Source organism: Cryobacterium sp. Y11 (assembly GCF_002929535.1).
Classification (GTDB): Bacteria; Actinomycetota; Actinomycetes; order Actinomycetales; family Microbacteriaceae; genus Cryobacterium.
In genome coordinates, this window is the sequence record NZ_PJJO01000053.1 from 26,248 (window position 1) to 42,670 (window position 16,423).

The 16,423-nt window shown below is 63.8% G+C and carries 14 protein-coding genes; 4 read left to right on the plus strand and 10 right to left on the minus strand.

All coding sequences use genetic code 11. The features are described from left to right. Positions 1-27 precede the first annotated feature (27 nt). From CXY75_RS06615 to CXY75_RS06630, 4 genes are all read right to left on the minus strand, one after another. Positions 28-594 carry a hypothetical protein gene (locus CXY75_RS06615; protein ID WP_104082045.1) on the minus strand — a complete coding sequence of 189 codons (567 nt, stop codon included), beginning with the start codon at positions 592-594 and terminating at the stop codon, positions 28-30. Beyond that, the gene (gene rsmH / locus CXY75_RS06620) at positions 591-1,562 is read right to left on the minus strand and encodes a 16S rRNA (cytosine(1402)-N(4))-methyltransferase RsmH (protein ID WP_104082155.1); all 972 of its coding nucleotides are present in this window, start codon (positions 1,560-1,562) and stop codon (positions 591-593) included. The genes CXY75_RS06615 and rsmH overlap by 4 nt, the downstream gene beginning before the upstream one ends. Positions 1,563-1,661: 99 nt before the next feature. Continuing rightward, entirely contained in the window at positions 1,662-2,093 is a 432-nt protein-coding gene (gene mraZ, locus CXY75_RS06625; protein ID WP_104082046.1) for a division/cell wall cluster transcriptional repressor MraZ, read from the minus strand. 344 nt (positions 2,094-2,437) lie between these two features. Next, entirely contained in the window at positions 2,438-2,815 is a 378-nt protein-coding gene (locus CXY75_RS06630) for a DUF3040 domain-containing protein (protein ID WP_104082047.1), read from the minus strand. Positions 2,816-2,938: 123 nt separating this feature from the next. Here CXY75_RS06630 and CXY75_RS06635 point away from each other — a divergent pair, with 123 nt between their 5' ends. Next, entirely contained in the window at positions 2,939-4,105 is a 1,167-nt protein-coding gene (locus CXY75_RS06635; protein ID WP_104082048.1) for a polyprenyl synthetase family protein, read from the plus strand. Between the two features lie 62 nt (positions 4,106-4,167). Here CXY75_RS06635 and CXY75_RS06640 read toward each other — a convergent pair whose 3' ends face one another. Then, positions 4,168-4,509 (minus strand): Rv2175c family DNA-binding protein, encoded by a 342-nt coding sequence (locus tag CXY75_RS06640; protein WP_104082049.1) that lies wholly within the window; start codon positions 4,507-4,509, stop codon positions 4,168-4,170. A 201-nt stretch (positions 4,510-4,710) separates the two neighbouring features. Here CXY75_RS06640 and CXY75_RS06645 point away from each other — a divergent pair, with 201 nt between their 5' ends. Then, a complete protein-coding gene (locus tag CXY75_RS06645; protein ID WP_233201777.1) occupies positions 4,711-6,036 on the plus strand; it encodes a LysM peptidoglycan-binding domain-containing protein in 1,326 nt (441 codons plus the stop codon). Between the two features lie 88 nt (positions 6,037-6,124). Then, complete coding sequence (gene pknB, locus CXY75_RS06650) at positions 6,125-8,107, plus strand: Stk1 family PASTA domain-containing Ser/Thr kinase (protein WP_104082050.1); 1,983 nt, start codon at positions 6,125-6,127, stop codon at positions 8,105-8,107. 1,014 nt (positions 8,108-9,121) lie between these two features. On the opposite strand, the gene CXY75_RS06655 is transcribed toward pknB, so the two are convergent. From CXY75_RS06655 to CXY75_RS06665, 3 genes are all read right to left on the minus strand, one after another. Beyond that, positions 9,122-10,492 (minus strand): class II 3-deoxy-7-phosphoheptulonate synthase, encoded by a 1,371-nt coding sequence (locus CXY75_RS06655; protein WP_104082051.1) that lies wholly within the window; start codon positions 10,490-10,492, stop codon positions 9,122-9,124. Positions 10,493-10,591: 99 nt separating this feature from the next. Continuing rightward, positions 10,592-11,281, minus strand: coding sequence for a 1-acyl-sn-glycerol-3-phosphate acyltransferase (locus CXY75_RS06660; RefSeq protein ID WP_104082052.1), 690 nt, complete (start codon positions 11,279-11,281; stop codon positions 10,592-10,594). An 81-nt stretch (positions 11,282-11,362) separates the two neighbouring features. Beyond that, positions 11,363-12,307 carry an ROK family glucokinase gene (locus tag CXY75_RS06665; protein ID WP_104082053.1) on the minus strand — a complete coding sequence of 315 codons (945 nt, stop codon included), beginning with the start codon at positions 12,305-12,307 and terminating at the stop codon, positions 11,363-11,365. 171 nt (positions 12,308-12,478) lie between these two features. On the opposite strand from CXY75_RS06665, the gene CXY75_RS06670 reads away from it, so the two are divergent. Next, the gene (locus CXY75_RS06670) at positions 12,479-14,311 is read left to right on the plus strand and encodes a long-chain fatty acid--CoA ligase (protein ID WP_104082054.1); all 1,833 of its coding nucleotides are present in this window, start codon (positions 12,479-12,481) and stop codon (positions 14,309-14,311) included. Positions 14,312-14,501: 190 nt separating this feature from the next. On the opposite strand, the gene CXY75_RS06675 is transcribed toward CXY75_RS06670, so the two are convergent. Together CXY75_RS06675 and CXY75_RS06680 are read right to left on the minus strand one after the other, a co-directional pair. After that, positions 14,502-14,993: a peptide deformylase gene (locus tag CXY75_RS06675; RefSeq protein ID WP_104082055.1), complete on the minus strand. Its 492-nt coding sequence runs from the start codon at positions 14,991-14,993 to the stop codon at positions 14,502-14,504. A gap of 61 nt (positions 14,994-15,054) precedes the next feature. Beyond that, positions 15,055-16,398, minus strand: a complete 1,344-nt coding sequence (locus tag CXY75_RS06680; protein WP_233201778.1) for a MinD/ParA family protein — start codon at positions 16,396-16,398, stop codon at positions 15,055-15,057. Positions 16,399-16,423 lie beyond the last annotated feature (25 nt).

Consider the following 16,423-nt stretch of genomic DNA (forward strand, 5'->3'; position numbering starts at 1 on the left):
CTGCCCATCTTGGTCGACACACACAAACTATCGGGTAGTGGGCGCCGCGAGTCCTGCAGGAACTACGGGCGCACTCGTGATGGCGACGGTTCCTGCCGACTTGGCTGCGGCATCCGACGACAGCTGCGACAACACAGGACTACCCGCCAGCAGGGCGTTCGGCACGAGGCTGGCCGCGCCGGCCTGCGAACCGGATGCCGAAGCCGGAGCGCCCAGAACGGCACCGTCAGACAGGCGCAGGTAGACCGGGTTGGAGTTGGTGACCAGGCCAAGCCCCTCGGCGTTCGCGGCGAGGCTCTGGGGCGACGACACCTTCGCGAGGTCTTCTGTAACGCTGGCTGCGGTGCGAGCGAGGGTGGACTGGCTCGACTGCAGGCCCGCAATCTCGTAGGCACCCTGAGAAATTCCGACGCTCAGCAGCAGCTGAGCGACGATGATGGCCGCCATGCCCGCCACGGCCGTGAGGGCATAAAAGATGCGGGGGCGGGTGCGGCGACTCGGTGCGGACGAGACGATGCGAAACGGGCGATATACCGACGTCTCGACCTGTGTGGGTTCGGCCTCAAACGATACGCGTGCCAGGTTGTCGCTCATGCGGCGGCCCTTCTCAGTCGAACAGCCGCGCGCAGCCGGACTGGCGTAGCACGGGGATTGAGTGCCTTTTCTTCGTCGGAGGCCAGTTCGGCGCCGCGGAGCAGAAGGGTGAACAGTGGTTTGTGTTCGGGAAGTTCTACTGGGAGCCCGGCGGGAGCCGTCGAACCGGATGCCGCGGCGAGAGCGCGCTTCACGATGCGGTCCTCGAGCGACTGATAGGCCATGACGACGATGCGGCCGCCAATCTGCACGCGGTCGAGCGCGGCCGGAATGGCCCGTTCGAGCACGGAGAGTTCTTGATTAACCTCGATGCGCAGCGCCTGGAAGACCCGTTTGGCCGGGTGGCCCTGGCGTTGAATGGCGACCGGGGTGGCCTTGGTGATCACGTCGACGAGCTGCGCTGACCGCACGAAGGGAGCCGTTTCGCGGGCTTCGATGATGGCCTTGGCATAGCGGGCGGATAATTTCTCTTCGCCGTAGTCCTGAAAAATGCGCTTGAGATCGCGCTCGCTGTAATCGGCCAGGATGCTTTCGGCGGTGAGGCCGGCTGTGCCGTCCATGCGCATATCGAGCGGGGCATCCTTGGAGTAGGAGAATCCGCGTTCGACGCGGTCGATCTGCAGACTGGACACGCCCAGGTCGAAGAGCACGCCGGCGACCTCGCTGATACCGAGACCGTGAAGGGCCTCTCCGATGCCGTCGTAGACGGTGTGCACGAGGTGTACCCGATCGCCGAAACGCGCCAGGCGTTCCCCGGCGATGGCGAGGGCCTCGGTGTCGCGGTCGAGGCCGACCAGGGTCAGTTCGGGAAAACGCAACAGGAATGCCTCGGCGTGACCGCCCATTCCCAGCGTTGCGTCGACGAGCACGGCGCCGGGCTGTTCGAGCGCGGGAGCGAGCAGCTCGACGCAGCGTTCGAGCAATACCGGGGTGTGGATCTTGTTACTGGGGATATCGTTGCTGGCCATAATGCCGGGAAAGTCCATGAGGCCTGATTCCCCTCCATTTCGTCCTGGCACCGGGGAAGTGCGTCAGGGCAAAAACGGCGAGGAGTCAGGCGCCAGGGGCTAGAAGAGTCCCGGAATCACCTCCTCCGTCGTGTTGGCGTACGAGGTTTCCTGCTCGGCGAGGTATGTGGCCCACGCTTCGCTGTCCCAAATCTCGACTCGGCTGCCAGCGCCGATGACGGTCAGTTCCCGGTCAAGCCCCGCGTAGGCGCGAAGGTTGCCGGGGATGGTGACGCGGTTTTGTTTATCCGGCGTTTCGGAGCTGGCGCCAGACAAGAACACCCGAAGGTAGTCGCGAGCTTGCTTGCTCGTGACCGGTGCCTGGCGGATCTTCTCGTGCAGCGTCTCGAATTCGCGGTTACTGAACACGTAGATGCAGTGTTCTTGCCCCCTTGTCATCACGACGCCGGTGGAGAGCTCCTCCCGAAACTTCGCGGGAAGGATAATGCGACCTTTTTCGTCGAGCCGGGGGGCGTAGGTGCCAAGAAACACGCGAACCCCTTTCTTCCGGCCAGACTCAGGTGTGGCTCCACTTTACTCCACCATGCACCACGAATCTATGAAATCTTGGTAAATTCTCGACATTGTCGCCAAAGTACGGCTCGTTTACTGGAATCTATTGGTGGAGGGAAATGGAGTAGTTTTCGTCGAAACGGATGCCATTGGCTGACTTGTGGACACAAAAAAGGACCGATCGGATGATCGGCCCTTCGATGTATCAATCTATTGAGTTATGGGGGCCCAGTGGAGGGACGTGGTACACGCAGGCGTTGGGTGTACCACTGCTGGCGCTATTGCTTTGCGCTACTGACCATCCGCCTTACTGACCATCCGCCTTACTGACCATCTTGGCGACGGTCCCAACGATCGTTCAGCCGGTCCATCAAACCCTGGTTGGACTTGGCCTGCGTAGGGCGATGCCCCGGTGACGACGGTCCGGAGACGGAACCCATGGCTTTTCCGGGTGACACGGCGATGAGAACGCCGCCAAACATCACGATGAAGCCGAGAATGCCGAGCCAGAGTTGCGCCAGGGCAACGCCCAAAATGAGGGCGACAATGCCCGCGACGGCGAGCAGTACGCCAATCGCGATAGAGCGATAGTTCGGGCGAAGTCGCGACACTCCAGCGCTGGCGACGAAGTCGGCATCGTTGTGATAGAGGCTGCGCTCCATCTCTTCAAGGAGTCGCTGCTCTTGTTCCGAAAGCGGCATCTCATTCCCTCCAGTTACGGGATCGAGCGGGTGGATTATTCTAGTTAAACTGCAAAAATCGTTCGAAACTACACGGTTCGAATGACCTAATTCTAACCCCGCCATGATGACTAGGCTATACGGGTGACTGAAAGCAAACGTCTGGTCGACCTGGTTCAATCTCGCATCGACGAGTTCCTCTTGTCCCGCGATCCAATTCTGACCCTGATCAGCTCCGATCTCACTCCCCTGATCGACTTCTCACGGCAGTTTCTCAGCGGTGGAAAACGCTTCAGAGCACAGTTCTGTTACTGGGGTGCTCAGTGCGTACTGGCCGCGGATTCAGGCGCTGACCCGGGCGATAACCAGCGGATCGAAGCCGCAGACGCCGGCGGCGCATCCGCTACCCGGTCACTTGCTGCCGCCAGCCTTTCTACGATCGTGGCGACGGCCGGCGCGCTGGAGATTTTTCACGCCGCTGCGCTCGTGCACGACGATATCATCGACAATTCCGACACCCGTCGCGGCGCCCCAAGCGCGCACAGACTGTTCGAAAGTTTGCATGACAGGGAGGGGTGGGCCGGCAGGCCCGAGTCGTTCGGGCGGGCGTCGGCGATCTTGCTGGGCGACCTGCTGTTGGGGTGGAGCGATGAGCTGTTGGACGAGGGCCTCGACGCACTCACCGACCGCGCCTCTGCACGGCGCGCCCGACTCGAGTTCAACCACATGCGCACCGAGGTCACGGCCGGTCAATACCTCGACATTCTCGAAGAACGTGCCTGGCTCGCTCATCCCGAATCCGAGCTGCTCGACCGGGCGCTGCGCGTCATCGTCTATAAATCAGCCAAGTACAGCGTTCAGGCGCCTCTCATGATCGGAGCTGCACTAGCGGGGGCCTCGGCGGCCCAACTGGAGTCGCTGCGAGCCTTTGGCCTGCCGCTCGGCATGGCCTACCAACTTCGCGACGACCTACTGGGTGTGTTCGGCGACGCCGCCGTGACCGGCAAACCCAGCGGCGACGACCTGACAGAGGGTAAGCGCACGGTGTTGATCGCACTGGCCCGCGAACGCCTGGACGACGCATCTCGACGATCCCTAGACGCGCAACTCGGCGACCCGACACTCGACGCGGCCCAGATTCGCACCCTGCAAGACCTCATCACGGGCAGCGGCGCGGTCGAGCGGGTCGAGGCCCTGATCATCGCGCAGGTTACCGCGGCGTTGGGCGCACTCGACGCTGCGCCGATCAGCACGGCCGCGCAGAAGAAACTGCGGGCACTGACCACTCAGGTGACGCGCCGAGCGTACTAGCCGCAACGCCGTTCCGCGGCGACCGAGCGCTAAGGCGAGCTTCAGCGAGTCACGTGAAGCGGTTAAGCGAGCGCCTGGGCGACGCGCCGCACTTCGGCCTTGCGACCGGCGCGGAGCGCTTCAATGGGCGCGACTCCGAGGCTGTCGTCGACCTCGAGCAGCCAGGTCATCGCCTGCATGTCGGTGAACCCGTCATCGGCCAGCACAAACAGCGTGCCGCGCAGTTCGGCAACGGGTGCGCCGTCACGCAGAAACAGGGAAGGCACCGATACGACGTTGTCCCGCCGAATGGCCAGCAGGTACTTATCGTCGATCAAGTGCCGCACGCGGCTCTGGCTCATTCCGAGCAGGTTAACAAGGGCAGGAATAGTAAGCCACTCGGGCTCAGAAGACACATCACTCACCCTTTAACCTTCCCATGATTTGGTGCCGCCACATAACATCCGGCCCGTTTTTATCATGATCAGTGCCAATTCGTCGTGCGGGCTCAATTGACTCCCCCTCATATTTGTGGAAACCTCAGGGTGGGGGATTGCTGCACAGAAGACGTTGCTGCGAACTTGATGCACCCATCGAGCGTGATGCACACAATGAAATGGAGCACCATGTTGACCAAGGTGAGAATAAAAAAAACAACGGATGCCGCTGCGCCCGTCGCTTCCGCCGCTGTGCAACCGGCCGTCACCGATTTTGTCGGTGCTGAGCTGCCCGGTGCTGCTGTCGCCACGAAACGTCGGATGAAGAAGCTCGGTGACGCCAAGGCTCGCCCTGCCCTGCTCACGGTGCCGATTGTGCTGGTCAGTACGCTCGCCATCAGCCTCAACCTGGCCGTGCCAGCCCACGCGCAGGCCCTCGTGAAGAAGCCGCTCAAAGCCAAGCTTGCCGAGTCTGCCCCGATTCTCGCCTCCGTTGCTTCGTCAGTCGCCGCGAACGTGCAGGTGGCGCCGGCTGAATACTCCGTCGTGGACGGCGACACGGTCAGCGGCATCGCGGCACGCTTCGGCCTGTCGACGCCGGCCGTGCTCGCGCAAAACGGTCTCGATTCCCGCTCCCTGATCTTTCCGGGTCAGGTTTTGACCCTGGTCCCGGCAGCCGTCGTAGTGGCGGCGCCGACAGCATCCGCCTCGTCGTATACCGTGCAGAGTGGCGACACCATCAGCGGCATCGCCGCCGCGCACGGGCTCACGACCACCGACGTTCTCGGTGCCAACGGGTTGAATGGAAGCAGCGTCATCTACCCCGGCCAGGTCGTGCTGCTCGGCGCGGCACCAGTGCTGCAATCAGCCGCGTATGTGGTGCCACTACCCACAGCGGCCGTTGCCGTCACCCACACGATTACCGCCGGTGAGACTATTACAGCGGTCGCCGACGCCGCTGGCGTGACCGTGCAGGCCCTACTCGACGCCAACGGCCTCGGCTGGTCCAGCATCATTTACCCGGGACAGGTACTGACGCTGCCCGTTGTCTCTGTTTCCACTCCGACGGCAACCCCCCTCACGCGGGCAACTGCCGGGGTTGTCACGCCAATGACCGAGGAAATGCGTCAGAACGCGCGCACCATCGTGGCCACCGGGCGCGGATCGGGCGTGACCACTGCCGGTCTGGTCATCGCGCTGGCGGCAGCAGCCCAGGAGTCGGGGCTGCGCAATGTTGACTACGGCGACCGGGATTCGCTCGGCCTGTTTCAGCAGCGTCCGAGCGCCGGCTGGGGCACACCGGAGCAGGTGATGGATCCGGTGCGGGCTAGCCTGGCTTTCTTTGGCGGGGCGGCTAATCCAAACCCCGGCATCACCCGTGGCCTGCTCGACATTATCGGGTGGGAGTCGATGACGCTCACCCAGGCGGCTCAAGCCGTGCAGATTTCGGCCTACCCGGACTATTACGCAAAGTGGGAAACGTCAGCGCAAGCCTGGCTCGTTGACATTGGGTGAACCCTATGGGTCCGGCGACCGCGCGCAGACCGAGCCACCCCTGCGCGCCGCGCGCGGGTGCCGTCACCGTATTACCTAGAATCAAGGAGTGAGCGTTCCCTCGACCGACCCGATGATTGGCCGTCTTATTGACGGTCGGTATGAAGTGCGCTCGCGCATCGCCCGCGGGGGCATGGCAACGGTCTATCTCGCCACCGATCTGCGCCTGGAACGCCGGGTCGCGATCAAGATCATGCACGGGCACCTCGCCGACGACAGCTCGTTCAAGATCCGCTTCATTCAGGAAGCCAGGTCAGCCGCCCGGCTCGCGCACCCCAACGTCGTGAACGTGTTCGACCAGGGCCAGGACGCCGACATGGCCTACCTGGTCATGGAATACCTGCCAGGAATCACCCTGCGGGATCTGCTCAAGGACTACGGCCGGCTGACCGCCGAGCAAACCCTGGATATTCTCGAGGCGGTGCTCAGTGGGCTCGCTGCCGCGCACAAGGCCGGCATCGTGCACCGCGACGTCAAGCCGGAGAACGTGCTTTTGGCCGACGATGGCCGCATCAAGATCAGCGACTTCGGTCTGGCGCGTGCGGTCAATAATAATACGGCGACCGGGCAGGCCCTGCTCGGCACCATCGCCTATCTCTCCCCCGAACTCGTCACCCGCGGCATCGCCGATGCCCGCAGCGACATCTACGCCCTCGGCATTATGACCTTCGAGATGCTCACCGGCGAGCAGCCGTACGTCGGCGAGGCGCCGATGCAGATCGCCTACCAGCACGCCAATGACACCGTTCCGATGCCAAGCAGCAAGGAGCCTTCCGTTCCACGTGAGCTCGACGAGCTGGTGCTCTGGGCTACCGCGCGCGACCCCGAAGAGCGTCCGCGTGACGCCAAGGTCATGCTCGACCAGCTGCACGACGTGAGCGCACTCGTGCGTGGCGGCACCCAGGAACTGGCTCTGCAGTCGACCATGCTGCTGCCAGCGAGTCTGCGTACCGGCGCGAACGCCCTGACGGATGCCCTGACGGATGCCGAAACCCAGGTTCTCGGCGCTAAGCTCGCTCCCACCAAACCTCCCGCCGCTACGATGCTGGGTCTTCACCCGGTCGGTACCGGACCGGTCGGCCCGCCAGACAGCGGCGCTCTGCTCAGCAACACGGCCGACAAGCGTAAACGCCGTGGATTCTGGCTGTTCACCCTTGTCATCCTCATCGCTGCAGCTCTCAGCGGCACCGGTTGGTACTTCGGCTCCGGCCCTGGCTCCGACGTTCAAGTCCCCGACTTCGCAGCGGCATCCTTCGACACCGCATCAGCCCACTTAACCGAACTCGGCCTGAAACCCGAGCTGGGAGAGGCCTTCAGCGCCACCATCGCCGCCGGGCTTGTCATCGGCACCGATCCGGATGCCGGCAGCCGCGTGCCCAAGGACAGCCCGGTCACCGTCATCGTCTCCCAGGGTTTGCAACCCATCACGCTGCCCGAACTGGCGGGATTGACGCAGGAGGCGGCATCCGCTGCTGTCATCGGACTGAAGGCGGTGGTCGGCAGTGTCGACCCGGTCTTCAATGGGGATGTTGCCGAAGGCGCTGTTATCTCAGCGAGCAAGGAAACCGACGGTGCCGATCTATCGGCCGGTGGCGAGTACTTCGAGAGCCTGACCGTCAACCTCGTCGTGTCGCTCGGGGCCATTCCGAACGTTGATGGCAAGACCTTCGCCGAAGCGACCGACATTCTGGTCGGCAAGAACCTGCTCGTCGTCTCCGGTGAGGAAACCTACAACGACACGGTGAAGGAGGGCGAGGTCATCACCGCGCAGGTGCCGGAGGGCACCATTCGCGCCGGTGCGACGCTCACGCTCGTCATCTCTCGCGGTCCCGTGCCGGTCATCGTTCCCAACATCGTTGGATTCTCCTGGAGCGACGGCAAGGATACCTTGACCGAGCTCGGCTTCAGGCTCACGTACAACCCGGGCGCAGATCTCGTGCCGTCAGCACTGCTCAAGGTAGCCGCTACCGACCCCGTTGCCGGAACCTCGCTGCCCAAGGGCAGCACGATCGCCCTCACGCCCCAGTTCTAGTCCGCGCCGGGCACAGCCGGGCCCACCTTGCGGCTGCGGGCCCATGGTCGATCATGGGCCCACTGACCGGGCCTGGGCCGGCCGCGTTTATCTATTGCGATCTCGGCCAGCTCGATCAGCGCATACCGGGGTCCGCAGACACGTGCACGCTGGTTGTCGCCTAGCCCCACGGCGAAATACGAGAAACATATGGCCCGGGCCGGAGAGCGAACTCCTTGGCGGGGACGCGGGGAGGGTCGCTGGCTGCGGCATCCGCTCACCAAGCAGTGGGTTTCGGGCGCCGAATCGTGAGTTTCAGCACGTTTGCCACTACGTTGAGATGTTCAAAACTCACGGCTCACCGATGTGGTGAGTACGAATGGTGATGTTTTCGAGGCTGCGTCGCACTCTGCATTCTCGATCAACGGATGCCAGCAGCCGCAGATTCGGTCGGCTTGATCGTCGGCTGGGCCCAGTGTGAAAAGCGGCCGAATGCTACGGTGGCCGACATCAGTCCCCCCGCGATTCCGCGGTCGTCGTCAGGGGTGCGGGTGCCCCCCTTGGCAGCCGTCTCACGCCCCCTCGGCAGCCGTCTCACGCCCCGCGGGAGCTGCGCCGCTGCGCGGGACGCCCAACTCCCGCGCAGCGGCGCAAGTCCCGCGCGGCCAGTTTCGCGGTACTTCCGGCCTGTCGATAGGTCCCGCGTACTGGCGCAGCTCCCGCGTAATGCACCCGGCCGACACCGCCCGGGCGTCACAGCTCCCGCGCACCGGCGCAGCCCCCGCGCAGCACAATTCGACTGAGCGGACGCCCGATATCGCAGCTCCCGCACACCGGCGCAGCTCCCGCGCACCGGCGTAGCACGGCCCGAACGAGCGGATGCCTGCGGTATCCGCTCCCCTCACCCCCTCTTGGACAGGACGGGGCGGAAAAGAACCCACAACAACACGCCGCACACCGGGCCCACCTTGTAGCCCGGGGCCCAGTCAATAAACTGGGCCCCCGGACGGGGCCCGGGCCCCGTCCAGAGGAGCACTAGCGGACGGCCAGCTCCTCGGCTACCAGGAAGGCGAGTTCGAGGGACTGCATGTGGTTGAGGCGCGGGTCGCAGAGCGACTCGTAGCGGGTCGCCAGGGCGGCCTCGTCGATGTGCTCCGAACCACCGAGGCACTCGGTGACGTCGTCGCCGGTGAGCTCAACGTGGATTCCACCGGGATGTGTTCCCACGGCGCGGTGTGCCTCGAAGAAACCCTTGACCTCGTCAACGACATCGTCGAACCGACGGGTCTTGTAGCCGGTCGGCGTGGTGACGCCGTTGCCGTGCATCGGGTCGGTGACCCAGAGCGGTGTCGCGTCGCTCGTCTTGATCGCCTCGAGCAGCGGCGGGAGGGCATCGCGCACCTTACCGGCGCCCATGCGGGTGATGAAGGTCAGGCGGCCCGGTTCGCGGTTCGGGTCGAGCTTGTCGACCAGGCGCAGCATGTCGTCGGCCGAGGTGGTCGGGCCGAGCTTGACACCGATTGGGTTGCGTACCCTCGACAGGAAATCGACGTGCGCGCCGTCGAGATCGCGCGTGCGCTCACCGATCCAGATGAAATGGGCCGAGGTGTTGTACGGCGTGCCGGTGCGGGAGTCGATGCGCGTCATCGGACGCTCGTAGTCCATCAGCAGGCCTTCGTGGCTGGTGTAGAACTCGGTGCGGCGCATGGCCTCGAAGTCTGCGCCGCAGGCGATCATGAACTTGATCGCCCGATCGATATCCTTGGCCAGGCCTTCGTAACGCTGGTTAGCCGGGTTCTTAGCGAAGCCCTGGTTCCAGCTGTGCACCTGCCGCAGGTCGGCAAAGCCACCCTGGGTGAAGGCGCGAATGAGATTGAGAGTCGATGCTGCGGTGTGGTACGCCTTAACCAGCCGATCGGGGTCCGCTTCACGTGACTCGGCCGTGAACGGGTATCCGTTAACGATGTCACCGCGGTACGCGGGCAAGGTCACGTCGCCGCGGGTTTCGAAGTCGCTCGAGCGCGGCTTAGCGAACTGGCCAGCCATGCGCCCCATCTTGATCACGGGCATCGACGCACCGTAGGTGAGCACGACGGCCATCTGCAGCACGGTCTTGACCCGGTTGCGAATCTGGTCGGCGGTGGCGCCGCTGAACGTTTCGGCGCAGTCGCCACCCTGCAGCAGAAAGCCTTGCCCGCCGGCGGCCTGGGCGAGTCGGTCGCGCAAAATGTCCACCTCGCCGGCGAAAACCAGCGGCGGTTGCGTCGCTAATTCAGCGGATGCCGCAGCCACCTTGGCGGCGTCTGGCCAGGTCGGCTGCTGCTTGATCGGCAAGGTGCGCCAGTGGTCCAGACCCGTGATGACAGACGCTTCTGCGGCAACAATGGGCTCAGTGCGGTCTACCACGGGATAATTCCTGTTTTCTCTGCTGGACCGGACAACGCACGCCGGCCCGAAATGGATGAGGTGCTGCCGCGTTCACGCGTAAACAGCACTTCTGGCAGCTTATCGCGAAAGGCTGGCTCGCTTTTCCTTGATGGAGGAGGCGTAGACGTCGACGTACTCCTGCGTACTCAGCTGCCGCAGTTCATACATCAACTCGTCGGTGACACTTCGCAGCACGAACCGGTCGCCCTCCATACCCTCGAACCGGGAAAAATTGAGCGGTTTGCCGATGACGATTCCGATCCGACGCACGCGGGGAATGCGCGTTCCGGTCGGCATCGCCTTCTCGGTGTCAATCATGGCGACGGGAATGACGCTCACGCCCGATTCGAGCACCATGCGGGCCACGCCGGTGCGACCGCGATAGAGGCGCGCGTCTGGGCTGCGGGTGCCCTCGGGATAAATGCCGAGAATGCGACCCTCACCGAGTACCCGCAGGCCGGTGTTGAGCGAGTCCTCAGAGGCTTTGCCGCCGGAACGGTCGATCGGCAGTTGCCCGGCCGCGGTGAGAAACTGGCGGGTTGCCCAGCCCTTGACACCGGTGCCGGTGAAATAGTCGCTCTTGGCCAGAAAAGCCACGCGGCGAGGCACAACGAGCGGCAGAAAAACCGAGTCGATGAATGACAAGTGATTACTGGCCAAAATCACTGGGCCGGTCTTCGGAATATTCTCCAGACCGATGATCCACGGGCGAAACAGTGAGAGAAGCGGCGGGCCGATGACGATGTTCTTCATGATCCAGTAGAACATTCGCACTCCTTTATAATCCTGTAAAAGCTTAGTCCGCCGGTGCAATCCAAGCGGATGCCGCGCGCGGTTTCCACGGACTATTCAACGCACCGCGTGCAGCCGGGCCAGGTCTGCCGCGCCGACCACGCCGGCGTCGTTGACGAGCTGGGCGATGGCGAACTCGGCCTCGGGATGGTAGCCACGCGCCGGCAAGTGCTCGAGGTAGGCGTCACGAATCGGCTCGAGCAGCAGATCACCGGCAGCGGCGACTCCCCCGCCAAAGACGAAGACCTGCGGATCGAGCACCGCGCCGAGGCTAGCGCACCCCTGCCCGAGCGCGCCGCCGAGCTGGTGCAGCGCCGCGAGGGCTCCGCGGTCGCCGTCTTGAATCAGTCGGCCGATCTCCTTGCCGGTGAGTTTGCCGCGCCGTTCGCGCGCGGCGGCCAGGCCTAGGCCGACGCCGCCGGCATCCGCTAACTCGTTGGCAATGCGCACCAGCGCACGACCGGAACCGTACTGCTCGAGGCAACCGTGGGCGCCGCAGCCGCACGGCAGCCCGTCTGGCACGACGCGCAGGTGGCCAAGTTCCGCGCCGGCACCGAATCCGCCGCGAAATAGTGCGTTGTTGGTCACGATTGCGCCGCCAACGCCGGTGCCAATCGTGAGGGTAACCATGTCAGTGAACGTGCGGCCGGCACCATAGCGAAACTCGGCCCAGCCGGCCGCGTTGGCATCGTTTTCGATGATGATGGGCAAGTCGAGGCGGATCTCGAGCTTGTCGCGGAACGGTTCGTTGCGCCAGTTAATGTTTGGCGCGTAGTACACCGTTGACTGGGCTGAGTCGATGAATCCGGCCGCGGCAACGCCGGCGGCGACGACGTTCTCGCCCTCGGACAGGTTCTCAATCATCACAACGACCGCGTCTTCAATTTCGCGCGGGTTGCCAGGGGTGGTCGGCGTCCGCGCGGAACGGATGATCGTGCCCGCTTCGTCAACGAGCGCCCCGGCAATTTTGGTGCCCCCAATATCGATACCTATGGCGTGCACGGGGCACCTTTCACTTGAAGCGATCAAAAAGCCATGTCGCGACACCGGATCCCCGGGCGCGACACCCTCTAGAGTGTAGTTGACCAGTTTGCCGCTGGACGAAACACCCGCTCACCGCAGAATTCCGGCGATGCGCAGTTGGCACGTTCGGCCGGTACCAAAGGAGTTGCCGTGAAACAGTTTGATATGCCAGCCGTCGTCCCCGCCGATCCTGGCGCCAACATCACCGATCTTCTGATGGATCGCCTCGCGGCGACTCCCGACCTCGTTTTGTTCTCCCTGCCGCGAAATGGACAGTGGCTTCCCGTCACCACAAAGGAGTTCTACACCCAGGTTGTAGCGTTGGCCAAGGGCTTTGTGGCTGCCGGCATCGAGCCGGGCGACAAGATCGGGCTGATCTGCAAAACTCGCTATGAGTGGACCCTGATCGACTTCGCGGTCTGGTTCGCCGGTGCAATTTTGGTGCCGGTCTACGAAACCAGCTCCCCGGGCCAGGTGCAGTGGAACCTGAGCGATTCCGGCGCCATGGCCGTCATTGTTGAAACGGCCGACCATTTTGCCCGGTTCGACGAGGTGCACCCGGAACTGAGCGACATCCGTTCGGTCTGGCAGATCGATCTCGGCGACCTCGACAAACTCGTCGCCAGTGGTGTCGACGTGACCGACGCCGAAATCGAACACCGACGAACGCTTGCGGTCGGCGACGACATGGCCACGCTGATATATACGTCCGGCTCGACCGGAAAGCCCAAGGGCTGCGTGCTCACCCACGCCAACTTTCTCGAGACCAGCCGTAATGCAGCGGTCGCGCTCAAGGAAGTTCTGGTGCACCCCGACGGCGCCTCAACGCTGTTGTTCATCACGACCGCCCACGTCTTCGCCCGCTTCATCTCGGTGCTGTGCGTGCACGCTGGCGTGCGGGTCGGACACCAGGCCGATACCAAAACCCTCCTGGCGGCACTGGGCAGCTTTCAACCGACCTTTCTGCTCGCCGTGCCGCGGGTGTTTGAAAAGGTCTACAACTCGGCCCAGCAGAAGGCCATCTCTGGTGGCAAGGGCAAGATCTTTGATGCCGCGACCCATGTCGCAGTCGAGCATTCCAAGCTCGTGCAGGCCGGAACGTCGATTCCGCTCGGAATGAAAATCAAGTTTGCCCTGTTCGACAAGCTCGTCTACAGCAAGCTCCGCGCCGCCATGGGCGGTAAGGTGGTCTGGGCCGTCTCTGGTTCTGCGCCGCTCGGTGCCCACCTCGGACACTTTTTCAAGAGCCTCGGCATCGTCATTCTCGAGGGCTACGGCCTGACCGAGACGACAGCCCCCGCCAATGTCGGATTGGCAACGCGGGCAAGAATCGGCACGGTCGGTCCGCCACTACCGGGCGTGTCCGTTCGCGTCATGGACGACGGCGAGATTGAGGTCAAGGGCGTCAACGTCTTCAAGGAATATTGGAAGAACCCGCAGGCCACCGCGGACACCTTCAACGACGGTTGGCTGAAAACGGGCGACATTGGCGACTTCGATGCTGACGGTTTTCTCACCATCACCGGGCGCAAGAAGGAGATCATCGTCACGGCCGGCGGCAAGAATGTGGCCCCGGCCGCCCTCGAGGACCCGATCCGTGCGAATCCGCTCATCGGCCAGGTTGTGGTCGTTGGCGACCAGAAGCCGTTCATCAGCGCGCTCATCACCCTCGACCCGGACATGCTGCCGGTCTGGTTGAACAACAACCACGAGGACGCCGGCATGTCGCTGGCGCAGGCATCCGTCAATAAGACCGTGCTCGCGGAAATTCAGCGCGCGGTCGACCACGCCAATGAGGCGGTGTCGCGAGCGGAGTCGATTCGTAAGTTCACGCTTCTGGCGGTCGAATTCACCGAAGACAGCGGACACCTCACGCCAAAGATGAGCACCAAGCGCAACATTATTCTGCGCGACTTCGCCGGCGAGATCGATGCCATGTACTCGGGCGCGCCGATCACCGAGGGAATCTCGCTGCGGGAGTAGTCACAGCGCGACGCCAGACCCGCCCCTTCCGCCGGTCGAAGAACGAGCGGTCGAGACCCGCCGACTCCAGGATCTCGATCGCTCGTAAACTCGCGCCTCGATCAACGACCGGCTTCCGGCTTTCGTTCGGTGCGAAATTTTCCGTCAGTCTCTATGGCGCACTTAACCATCGAACTTCAGACGCAAGACATTAGAACCAGATGGATTCGCGGATTTCTTTCATCGCGGCACGACGGTTTTCTTTGTCAAGGCGGTCGATGTAGAGAAAGCCGTCGAGGTGATCGGTTTCGTGCTGCAGGGCCTGCGCCATGATGCCGCTGCCGGAGAGTTCGACCGGGTCACCATCGAGGTCGATGCCGGTGACGCGGGCGAAGGGGTAGCGCTTGGTGGGATACCAGAGGCCGGGAACAGAGAGGCAACCCTCGTCGACGAGGTCGGGTTCGCCAGAGAGTTCAACGACGGTGGGGTTGAGGATATAGCCGATGACACCATCGACGTTGTAGCTGAACGCGCGCAGGTTGACGCCGATCTGCGACGCCGCGACACCGGCCCGGCCGGGCAGGCGCACACTGTCAAGCAGGTCGCGCACGAGGCCGCGCACCCGGTCGTCGATTCCGTCGATAGGGTCGGAGACGGTCTTCAGCACCGGATCTCCGAAGAGACGAATCTGGCGTTCGGGCACGGGGAGACTCCTCGGTAGGCGGGTGGTGTGAGAAAGCGAACGAGTAGGCGCTGCAGGCGCGTTACAGGTTGCGGTCGGCGGGCAGGCCTTCGACGACCAGCTCGGCGAGAGTGCGTGCGGCAAGCCGGGTAATCGGCTTGAGGTCTTTGTACGACACGACGCTGCCGGCGGCGAGCTGCGGGTCGTACGGAATGCGCACGATCTCGCGCACCCGGGAGCGGAAGTGCGACTCGATCTCCTCGAGTCGAACCAGGTTGGTGCCCTGGGTGGCCGTGTTGATAGCGACGATGGCGTTGCGCACGAGGTCGCCGTAGCCGTTCGCCTCGAGCCAGGTCAACGTCTCGGAGGCGAGACGGGCCTCGTCAACACTGCCGCCGGACACGATGACGATCGAGTCGGCACGCTGCAGGGTGGCGCGCATGACCGAGTGCACGATGCCAGTGCCGCAGTCGGTCAGGGCGATGGAGTAGTACCGCGCGGCCAGGTCGGCCACGACGTTGTAGTCGTTCTCGTCGAAGGCCTCGGAGAGCAGCGGGTCGGTGTCGGAGGCGAGAATATCCAGTCGGGTTTCATCACGCGAGACCAGCGTGGAGAAGTCGGTGAAGTTGCCGATCGACGCTGCCCTTGAGACGACGTCGCGCACGGTCGAGCGGGTCTGCTTGCTGACCCGTTCGGAGAGCGTCCCGCGGTCAGGGTTGGCGTCGATGGCGATGATGCGGTCGTCGCGTGCATCAGCGAGGGCCATGCCGAGCAGGGCAGTGACGGTGGTCTTGCCGACGCCGCCCTTGCGGGTGAGAATCGGCACGAATCGGGTGCCGCCCTCGAACTTGCGCCGAATGCGCTCGTCCATTTCCTGGTGGGCACGCACCTTGGCCGAGTCGCCCAGGTTCACCAGGTGCAGGGTGATCGCGTAGACGAATCGGGGCCAGGTGCCCTGCGGCGCTTTACGGGTCTTACGGTTGACGGCGAGCAGACGGTCGGGGGTCAGCATGGCTGCCGACTCCGGGGCGCTCGCGTTGTCTGAGCGGATGCGGTCGCGCAGCACGGGAGAGCCGGCATCCGTTTTCGAGAGAGACTCGATTGCCGAGCTGGCGCCGGCCGCCCGAGCTGGTGCTGGGGTGCTGATTTCTACGGTGTGGGTGGCCGGCATCACCCCGCCGCGGGTCGTATCGACACCGGAACGCAGGCCGGAACCGGCGCTCGGGCGACCCGACGAGGCAACCGCACGCCGCGGAGCCGCTGCCGGCACCTCAATCGGAACGCTCAGGCTCTCCGGCAGCGCAGCGGCGAGGTTGTCGATGGTGTGCGGCGGCAGTTCACTGTGGTATTCGTCAGCCGCTCGAACGGCGGCGGCAGACACCGGGCGCGCTGGCGCGCTCTGGTCGTCAGTACGTTTGTCTGGCACGGTTCATCCTCAACTCATCGATAAC